Source organism: Nocardioides sp. 31GB23 (genome assembly GCF_040012395.1).
In the GTDB taxonomy this organism is placed as follows: Bacteria; Actinomycetota; Actinomycetes; order Propionibacteriales; family Nocardioidaceae; genus Nocardioides; species Nocardioides salarius.
In genome coordinates, this window is record NZ_JBDYKJ010000112.1 from 1 (window position 1) to 9,185 (window position 9,185).

8 protein-coding genes and 1 tRNA gene are annotated in these 9,185 nt (G+C 71.8%); 6 read left to right on the forward strand and 3 right to left on the reverse strand.

All coding sequences use genetic code 11. The annotated features are described in order from the left end of the window. On the reverse strand, positions 1-644 hold a 644-nt coding region (locus ABKW28_RS22105), incomplete at its 3' end, for a DUF222 domain-containing protein (protein WP_348613335.1). Between the two features lie 245 nt (positions 645-889). Here ABKW28_RS22105 and ABKW28_RS22110 point away from each other — a divergent pair. Then, on the forward strand, positions 890-1,507 hold the full coding sequence (locus ABKW28_RS22110; protein ID WP_348613345.1) for a DUF4328 domain-containing protein: 618 nt from the start codon (positions 890-892) through the stop codon (positions 1,505-1,507). Here the strand turns inward: ABKW28_RS22110 and ABKW28_RS22115 are convergent, their stop codons facing one another. Then, positions 1,508-2,506 (reverse strand): GNAT family N-acetyltransferase, encoded by a 999-nt coding sequence (locus ABKW28_RS22115; RefSeq protein ID WP_348613337.1) that lies wholly within the window; start codon positions 2,504-2,506, stop codon positions 1,508-1,510. Positions 2,507-2,549: 43 nt separating this feature from the next. Between ABKW28_RS22115 and ABKW28_RS22120 the strand changes: the two genes are divergently transcribed. The 5 genes from ABKW28_RS22120 (at position 2,550) to ABKW28_RS22140 (ending at position 7,359) form a co-directional block, all read left to right on the forward strand. After that, positions 2,550-3,830 (forward strand): deoxyguanosinetriphosphate triphosphohydrolase, encoded by a 1,281-nt coding sequence (locus ABKW28_RS22120; RefSeq protein ID WP_348613339.1) that lies wholly within the window; start codon positions 2,550-2,552, stop codon positions 3,828-3,830. A 9-nt stretch (positions 3,831-3,839) separates the two neighbouring features. Continuing rightward, entirely contained in the window at positions 3,840-4,775 is a 936-nt protein-coding gene (locus ABKW28_RS22125) for a 2-hydroxyacid dehydrogenase (protein ID WP_348613341.1), read from the forward strand. A 30-nt stretch (positions 4,776-4,805) separates the two neighbouring features. Next, a complete protein-coding gene (gene dnaG, locus ABKW28_RS22130; RefSeq protein ID WP_348613343.1) occupies positions 4,806-6,728 on the forward strand; it encodes a DNA primase in 1,923 nt (640 codons plus the stop codon). Beyond that, positions 6,725-7,231 carry a hypothetical protein gene (locus tag ABKW28_RS22135; RefSeq protein WP_193667347.1) on the forward strand — a complete coding sequence of 169 codons (507 nt, stop codon included), beginning with the start codon at positions 6,725-6,727 and terminating at the stop codon, positions 7,229-7,231. The genes dnaG and ABKW28_RS22135 overlap by 4 nt, the downstream gene beginning before the upstream one ends. Positions 7,232-7,286: 55 nt before the next feature. Further along, positions 7,287-7,359: transfer RNA gene (locus ABKW28_RS22140), tRNA-Asn, on the forward strand. Between the two features lie 1,249 nt (positions 7,360-8,608). Here ABKW28_RS22140 and ABKW28_RS22145 read toward each other — a convergent pair. Continuing rightward, on the reverse strand, positions 8,609-9,067 hold the full coding sequence (locus tag ABKW28_RS22145; RefSeq protein ID WP_261820539.1) for a hypothetical protein: 459 nt from the start codon (positions 9,065-9,067) through the stop codon (positions 8,609-8,611). Positions 9,068-9,185 lie beyond the last annotated feature (118 nt).

Sequence of the window (9,185 nt, forward strand, 5' to 3'; positions counted from 1 at the left end):
GCCAGCAGCGGCACGGTGAAGGACCCCTTGATCCGGCCGTGGCCGTCCTCGCGCATCCGGAACACCGCCGACTTCTCCGCCTCACGCTCCTCGCGGTCGAGCTGTTCGGCCTCCCACGCCTCGGCCACCTCCGGTGCCACGACCTCGAGGATCCGGCGCCCCAGGACACGGAGCGCCTTCGCGTCGTGGACCTCCGCGAACGCCACCAGCGACTTCGCCGCCTGCTCCAAGATCGACGGCTCGAGGTCATCAGGCAGCTCATCCAACGCCGCGCAGATCACCGACGCCTGCTCCGCCACCATCTCGCCGCGACCCAGCGCCTCCCGCACCAGGTCGTACCGATCCAGACCCGCCGCCAGACGCACCTGGCGGAACGAGTCCCGCTTCGTCGACCGCGTCGCGTTGGAGTGCCACACCGCCACCGACGGCGACGCATTCGTCTCCGCCACCGCCACCGTCTCGGCGTGGGCGAGGGTCCGCGACTTCAGCTCGACCACCCTCGCCTCGAGCTGCGCAATGTCGACCAACGCCTCCGCCGTCGCTGCCTGGCTCATCGACCAGGTCGGCACCTCGGCGAGCTCGTCGAGCAGCGAGTGCATGCGCGCGAGCGCCCCGTTGATGGGGTGCGCCGCGGTGGTGGACATGAGTGAAGTATCTCAGGGCCCACCGACAAAGCACCAGGTCAGAAGCCGTTTTCCACAGGCAGATCGAAACTTTTTTCGAGACAATCGCGTCGGTTCGTAAGCGACTGGTCGATGGTGCGAAAGTGACCGCTCGGCGACTTGGGCGTGTGACGGGTGGGGCCGCATACTTCCCGCTCGTGACTACCGCGACGCAGTCCTCTCGCCCCGCACTCGGCCCAGGCTGGTCCACCCTCTCCCAGGCCTTGGTGGCCCTCCTCGGGCTGGCCCTGCTGGGCAACCTCCTCAACGGCGCTTTCTCGTTCTGGGCCTGGCGGACCTTCAGTGGGTGGGTCGACGAGCCCGCCGCCGTCGACCTGGGGCAGGCCACGGCGTACGACGCGGGCACCGCGGTCGCCGCACTGGTGCTGACTCTCGTCCACCTCACCGTGCTGGTGCTGATGATCACCTGGCTGTTCCAGGCCCACCGCAGCGATCGGATGGACCCGTCGCGGCTCGAGCACAGGTCCGGCTGGGCGATCGGCGGGTGGTTCGTGCCGTTCCTCAACCTGGTGCGGCCCTACCAGGTGGTCGAGGACGTGCGGGTGGCGAGCCAGAGCACCCTCGGTCGCCAGTCCGACGTCGTCCTGGCGTGGTGGCTCAGCGTGGTCGGCGCCTCGATCGCCGGACGCGTCACCGCTGCCCTGGTCAGCGGGGCCGGCGCCTCGGACTCCGAGACCATCTCCGCCATCGCCTCGGCCAACCTGTCCGACGTGGTGGGGTCGGTCCTGTGGGTCGCCGCCGCGGTCCTCGGCATCCTGGTGGTCAGGAGCACCACCCGGCTGGTGGAGCAGTCGCCGCACGTCCCGGCCTCTGCAGCTGCCTGATCAGCCCTCGCCCGCGCGGCGCCGCGCGGCCACCGCGACGGCGGCGCGGCCGCGCAGCCCGCGGGGCAGCGCGAAGGTGCCGACGGGGGCGTCGGCGTCGGCGAAGCGGTACTTGTAGTCCTCGTCGCCGCGCAGGAACCGGAACTCCCGGGCGCCCTGCTCGAGCGCGTCGCGCACCGCGTGCACCAGCAGCACGAACCCGACGGAATCGCGGTCCATGCCGGGGTCACGGCCGAACTGGTAGCAGTAGACGTCGGGGCCGAAGGCGAAGGTGAGCAGCGAGGAGACGCAGCGGCCGTCGACGTCCATCGACCACAGCCGCAGCCACCCGCGCTCCAGCGCCAGCGCGGCGAAGGCGCGGGTGAAGCGGTGCTGGCGGGGGTCGAGCAGGGGGCTGTCGCCCTCCCACCGGGCCGCGTGCAGCGCGAACAGCGCGTCGAGGTCCGCCTCGAGGGTCTCGGCGGTGGCCAGGCGCACCACCACGTCGTGGTCGCGCTCGAGGGTGCGGGGCTTGCGGTTGACCTGGCCGCGGAAGTTCTTGCTCTTCGAGGCCAGCCACGACTCCCACGTCTGGTCCGCCGCGAAGCGCAGCACCGGGCTGACCTCGGTGCTGATGGCGCGCGCCCCCAGGGGCTCCCACCAGGGCTGCGCGACCGGGCAGTCCTGCAGCAGCACCACGTCGGCCGGCAGGTCCCCGCGCTCCAGCGCGGCGCGCAGCAGGGGAGCGGCGCGCGGCAGGTCCCCGGGGGCGCACACCGGCCCGAGCAGGTCGGCGGGGCCGTGGCCGATCCAGCGCACCTGGCGCAGCCCCCGCCCGCGCACGTGCAGCGGGAGCACCACCCGGGGATCGGCCGGGTCGTCGACCAGCACGTGCGGGGTCGCGCCGTCGGCGTACTCGGCCCACCAGGTGCTGGCCCAGGCGTGGGTGGCGAAGAGGTTGCGCGCCGCCAGTGCGAGGGCGTCCCAGGTCGCGGGTTCCGGTCCTCCGAGGGGCAGCACGGCGTGAGTCTAGGGGGGAGGCACCGCATAGGGTGGCGGCGCCATGGACGCCCTGGACCTGTACGACGAGCACGCGCGCGAGCGCCTGGTGCCCGAGCCCCCGAAGCGGGTCGACGCGCCCGAGCGCACGCCCTTCGAGCGCGACCGCGCCCGCGTGGTGCACGCCGCGGCCTCCCGTCGGCTGGCGGCCAAGACCCAGGTGGTCGGCCCGCAGAGCGACGACTTCGTGCGCAACCGGCTGACCCACAGCCTCGAGGTGGCCCAGGTCGCGCGCGACCTGTCGCGGGCGCTGGGCAGCCTGCCCGACATCGCCGAGACCGCCGCGCTGGCCCACGACCTGGGCCACCCGCCGTTCGGGCACAACGGCGAGCGGGTGCTGGCCGAGCTCAGCGGGGCCTGCGGCGGGTTCGAGGGCAACGCCCAGACGCTGCGGCTGCTGACCCGGCTCGAGGCCAAGACCATCGACGCCGAGGGCCGATCGGTCGGGCTGAACCTGACCCGGGCCACCCTCGACGCATGCACGAAGTACCCGTGGGCCCGGGGTGCCGCCGAGGCCCCCAGCGGCGTGCACGCCGACGGCTCGCCGCGCGAGGTGCACAAGTTCGGCGTCTACGAGGACGACCTGCCGGTCTTCGACTGGATGCGCGCGCCGGTGCCGGGCTCCGGCGCACGCCGCTGCCTCGAGGCGCAGGTGATGGACCTGGCCGACGACGTCGCCTACTCGGTGCACGACGTCGAGGACGGCACCGTGGCGGGCCGCGTCGACCTGACCGACCTCGACACCGCCGCGGTCTGGGCCACGGTGCGCTCCTGGTACGAGCCGGGCGCCGACGACGACGTGCTCGACGAGGTGCTCGCCGGGCTCCGCTCGGTCGGCTCGTGGCCCGCCACGGCGTACGACGCCTCCCGGCGCAGCCTGGCCGCGCTCAAGAACCTCACCAGCGACCTGATCGGCCGCTTCTGCGGCGAGGTGCAGGCCGCGACCTTCGCCGCCGCCGACGGCCCCTTCGTCCGCTACCGCGCCGACCTCGTGGTGCCCGAGCGCACCCGCCTGGAGATCGCGGTGCTCAAGGGGGTCGCGGCCCACTACGTGATGCAGGCCGAGGACCGGATCGCGGTGATGGTGCGCCAGCGCGAGCTCGTCGCCGAGCTGGTCGCGCTGCTGCTCGACCAGGGCCCCGATGCCCTCGACCGGCCCTTCGCCGACGACTGGCGCGAGGCCGGCGACGACGCCGGTCGGCTGCGCGTGGTCGTCGACCAGGTCGCCTCGCTCACTGACGCCAGCGCCGTGGCGCGCTGGGAGCTGCTGCGCGCCCGCGGCTAGCCTCGCGACATGAGCGAACAGCGTGACCGGCTCGTCTGGCTGCCCTTCGACCCCGCCGAGCTCGGCGAGGTGCCGAGCGGGCTGCGCTACGAGGTCGTCGATCCGCGCGAGCACGTGCCCGACTCGGTCGGCGACGTCGCGTTCTACGTGACGCCCTACGCCATGGGCCCGCAGGTGGGCGACGTGCTGGAGCGGATGAGCGGCCTCGAGGTGGTCCAGACGCTCAGCGCCGGCGTCGACAACGTGCGCAGCCGGGTGCCCGAGGGCGTCACCCTGTGCAACGGCCGCGGCATCCACGACACCTCGACCGCCGAGCTGACCCTGACGCTCGTCCTCGCCGCGCTGCGTGACGTGCCCGGCATGGTGCGCGACCAGGGCCAGCGCCGGTGGCACACCCGGTGGCGGCCCTCGCTGGCCGACAAGCAGGTGCTCCTGGTCGGGTACGGCGCGATCGGCCAGGCGATCGAGGACCGGCTGCTGCCCAACGAGTGCGAGGTCGTGAAGGTCGCCCGCACCGCCCGCGAGACCGGCCGGGGCCACGTGCACGGCTTCGACGAGCTCGCCGACCTGGTGCCCAGCGCCGACGTCGTGGTGCTGATCGTGCCGCTCACCGAAGAGACCCGCGGCCTGGTCGACGCCGACCTGCTGGCCCGGATGAAGGACGGCGCGCTGGTCGTCAACATGGCCCGCGGCCCGGTCGTGGTCACCGCCGACCTGCTGGCCGAGCTGCACGCCGGGCGCCTCCTGGCGGCCGTCGACGTCGTCGACACCGAGCCGCTGCCCGCCGACGACCCGCTGTGGGACGCGCCCGGGCTCCTGGTCTCCCCGCACGTCGGCGGAGCCACCTCGGCGATGTGGCCGCGGGCCCACCGGCTGGTGCGCGAGCAGCTCGAGAGGTACGCCGCGGGGGAGCCCCTCCACAACCAGATGACGGGCGAGTACTGAGCGCGCCCGCCCGCCCGTAGGATCGCCGACGTGGTGGGCAGGATTCGCGAGCAGAGCATCGCCGAGGTGCGCGAGAAGGCCCGTATCGACGAGGTCGTCTCGCAGTACGTGACCCTGCGCAACGCCGGTGGCGGGTCGATGAAGGGGCTGTGCCCCTTCCACGACGAGAAGTCCGCGTCCTTCCACGTCACCCCCTCCCGCGGCTTCTTCCACTGCTTCGGCTGCCAGGAGGGCGGCGACGTCATCAGCTTCGTGATGAAGATCGACGGGCTCTCCTTCGGCGAGGCCGTCGAGCGGCTGGCCGACAAGTCCGGCGTGGCGCTGATGCGCGACGAGGGCGACGGCACCTACGAGAAGCCCAAGGGCCCGCAGCGCGGCCGGCTGATCGAGGCGAACAAGGCGGCGCAGGCCTGGTACGCCGACCAGCTCGGCACGCCCGACGCCCTCGTGGCCCGCCAGTTCCTCGACGAGCGCGGCTTCGACCAGGCCGCGGCGCAGACCTTCGGCGTCGGCTTCGCCCCCCGCGACGGGGAGGCGCTCTTCAAGCACCTGCGCCAGAAGGGCTTCAGCGTCGACGAGCTGACCACCGGCGGGCTGGTCGCGGTCGGCCGCTCGCCGTACGACCGGTTCCGCGGCCGGCTGCTGTGGCCGATCCGCGACGCCTCCGGCGACACCATCGGCTTCGGCGCCCGGCGGATCTTCGACGACGACCGCATCGACGCGAAGTACCTCAACACCTCCGAGACCCCGATCTACAAGAAGAGCCAGGTGCTCTACGGCATCGACCTGGCCCGCCGCGAGATCGGTCGCTCCAGCCAGGCCGTGATCGTGGAGGGCTACACCGACGTGATGGCCTGCCACCTCGCCGGGGTCGGCACCGCGGTCGCCACCTGCGGCACCGCCTTCGGCGACGACCACGCCAAGGTGCTGCGCCGCTTCCTCAACGACCACGAGGAGTTCCGCGGCGAGGTGATCTTCACCTTCGACGGTGACGCCGCCGGGCAGAAGGCCGCGCTGCGCGCCTTCGGCGGCGACCAGAACTTCGTCTCCCAGACCTACGTGGCCGTCGAGCCCGGTGGGATGGACCCCTGCGACCTGCGCATCCAGCAGGGCGACGCCGCGGTGCGGGAGCTGGTCGCGCGGCGGGTGCCGCTCTACCGCTTCGTGCTCTCCAACGTGGTCTCCCGCTTCGACCTCGACCGGGCCGACGGCCGGGTCGACGCGCTGCGCGAGGGCGCCAGGCTGGTCACGAGCGTGCGCGACAAGTCGAAGGTCGACGCCTTCGCCCGCGAGCTGGCGCAGATGGTCGGCACCGACCCCGACGAGGCCCGCTCCGAGGTGCGTCGGGCGGGCGCGCGAGGCCCCCAGAAGTCGGGTCGGCCCGACCGGCGCGACTCCGCGAGCACGAGCTCAGGGGGCCCAGGGGGCCCAGGAGGCACGGGGGAGGCGCCGGCTCCGGTGCGCCAGGCGCTGCCCGACCTGCGCGACCCGCGCTTCGAGCTCGAGCGCGAGACCCTCAAGCTGGTCGTGCAGCACCCGATGGCCATCGGGCGCAGCACCGCCGACATCGGCCCCGACGACTTCACCCACCCCACCTACCGGGGCGTGTGGGCGGTCGTGGCCGCGGCGGGCGGCCCGGCCGCCGGCGCCGGCGACCCCGGCTGGGCCGGGCGGCTGCGCGATGCCACCACCGACCCCGACGTGCTGGCCGCGATCTCGATGCTGGCCGTCGAGCCGCTGCTGACCGACAAGGAGCCCGACGCGGCGTACGTCGGCCACCACGTGCTGCGCCTCCTCGAGCTGACCGCCGCGCGACGGATCACCGAGGTGAAGTCGCGGCTGCAGCGCACCAACCCGGTCGAGGACCCCGAGTCCTACAACCGGATGTTCGGCGAGCTGGCGGCGCTCGAGCAGCACCGCCGGGCGCTGCGCGACCGGGTGGTGGGCACATGAGGTTCTCGTTGCCCGGCTCCGGCCGGCCCGACCTCGACGTCGCGCGCGGCGAGCGGCTGCTGGCCTGGGCCGAGACCGACGACGCCGTGGCCGGAGGCACCCGCGACGCCCTCTACCTGTCGCTGCACGGCGGCCCGGTGCGCCGGCTGCCGTGGGAGCAGGTCGAGGCGGCCGACTGGGACGCCGAGACCGGGACCCTGCGCGTCAGCGAGCTCGGCTCGTGGGGCGAGGAACGTGTCGAGCACCGGGTCGAGCTGCAGGGCGCCACCCGGCTCCTCGAGCTGGTCCGCGAGCGGGTGACGGCCAGCGTGGTCTACCAGCACCAGGTGCGGGTGGCGCCCCGGCGGCACCTGCGCGTGGTGGCGCGTCGGGCTCCCTCGGGGCGCGAGGAGCTGCGCTGGTTCTTCGAGTACGACGAGGGCGTGGACCCCGCCGACCCGGCCGTCCGGGAGGTTGCCCAGGAGGCGCTCACGGCGGCTCGGCAGCAGGTCGAGGGCCGCTAGGGACCTCGATTTCTCACGCCACGAGCGCCTTGCTACTGTGTGCGCGCTGCACCGATCCCCTGTAGCTCAACTGGCAGAGCATTCGACTGTTAATCGGAGGGTTGTTGGTTCGAGTCCAACCGGGGGAGCAAGCAGAACGGCCCGTGACCTGCGGAAACGCAGATCACGGGCCGTTTCGCACTTTGTTTGCATCGGCTATGCATCGTTCGCGGTCGCTCGCCGTGGCATCGAGATGCTGACAGGAGCTGCCGCCCGCCTGCTGACCCGAGTAGCGAAACCCTGCTTTCCTGCCCCTTGAAGGTCCGTGAGCGGGCGCGCGGCGACGTAGGCCGAGAGGGTGGCGTGTCGGCAACGCTCGAAAATGAGGCGATCCGACGTTCGAAAGTGGCGTTTCTCGTGCAGTGCATCCAGTCCGTCGCGCCGGGGCGTGGATCGATCCGCGGGCGTGAAGCCGGGCGTTCGCTTCGGTCCGCAGCGGGAGAGACGGCTCAGTTCTCGGCCGTTGCCGACAGTTGCGACGGCGATGACCGCCTCGCAGCACGTGGTGACATCAACCGCCCGCTCATGCCGATGAGCGGACGCGCTGGTGCTCGCTGCTTAAGGCTGTTCCAGGAGGAGGCGCCGCACCCGATCAGGGGTATCCTTCAGCGAAGTCACCGAGACTTGGAGCAAGCCATGTTGACGACGTCTCGTCGCCTCTTCGTCGCCGCATTGCTTACGCCTATAGGGATGAGCGCGTGCAGCACGCCCGACGCCGATGGCCGTTCTCACGATGCTCGCCCGTCGCGGTCTTCTAGTGGCTTGCAACAAAGCCACGACATCACGTGCGCAAAGGAACTGCGTGGGCACTGCATGGTGCCGCTTGCGAACACGCCTGACATCACGTGCGCAAAGGAACTGCGTGGGTACTGCATGTTACGGGTTCCGGACACGCGTCCTCGCAGGCGCTGAGGACAGGCCGACGCGCTGATCTGATCCGCGTTGAGGGCGGAGCCCGATGATGCCGCGAGGTAGTGCGCGATCCTACCGATGTCAGGGCGGAGCTGTGCTCTCACCCGGTCAACGCTGTGCGTCTTGCCGTGGACCACGCCACCTCAACGCAACGGCGATGAGGAACGTCGATGCCCCCAGGATGCTGGCTACGGCGCGCGAGCGCCACTAGAAAGCTCGAAGACCGGCCGGCTTGGAACAGCAGGAATGATGCGAGGAGCAGAATCGCCCCGACGGTCGCCAGTGCACGGAACCGCTTGAACTCTGTTGATGGTGTGCCAGACAAGTTGGCTCCCCTCGTCGTGGGCCGCGCGGACCCCGAAGGTAGCAACACCGGGCCGGCCAGGCCGCTGGTGGTGCGCGGTCGTGCCGATGGTCGGGCGCTTGCTACGACCGCTCTGGCGGCCCAATGAGGGGTATTCGCTGCACTTCGCGCCCGGCTTGGTCCAGGCCCACAAGAGCAGTCACGTCTTCGATCGCGGGCCGAACCAGGACGAAGATGCGCAGCGCGTCCCCGCCCGCTGTCGCTTCGACAGGGAATGCAGCCGTTGACGCCTCGGAGTGTCGGGCGTCGTCGTGACTCTCTGCACGCACAGTCCGGATACGAGAGGTGGTGAGCCCGTACAGGTAGTAGTTTCCCTCTCCAGGTGTTAGCCCACCGCCGAACCCGATTTCAGTCGTCCCGGGGACGTCGAACCCGGACCCGCTCTCGCGCTCGGCCCCGTTCACGAAGAGGGCCAGGTGGTGTGGATACCCCCGCTCGCCTTCAGGCGCGTAGCGGAGCGTCCAGGGCTCCCCATCCGGGGCAACGCCCTTCGCCACAACGACAGTCCGGACTTCGCTCATTCGGTCAGCCTTCCAGAGAACTGAGGCAGTAGCGTCCGCCTCTGCCGCGTAGCGTGCGCGTCGGCGCGCGCTCATCTGCCGCAACGAGGCGCTCGTGCGATGAGCCCCCGCGCGTGGA

Coding starts and splice junctions, on each gene's coding strand:
- ABKW28_RS22135 (WP_193667347.1), top strand. CDS start 6,725: ATGAGGTTCTCGTTGCCCGGCTCCGGCCGGCCCGACCTCGACGTCGCG.
- ABKW28_RS22120 (WP_348613339.1), top strand. CDS start 2,550: ATGGACGCCCTGGACCTGTACGACGAGCACGCGCGCGAGCGCCTGGTG.
- ABKW28_RS22145 (WP_261820539.1), bottom strand. CDS start 9,067: ATGAGCGAAGTCCGGACTGTCGTTGTGGCGAAGGGCGTTGCCCCGGAT.
- ABKW28_RS22125 (WP_348613341.1), top strand. CDS start 3,840: ATGAGCGAACAGCGTGACCGGCTCGTCTGGCTGCCCTTCGACCCCGCC.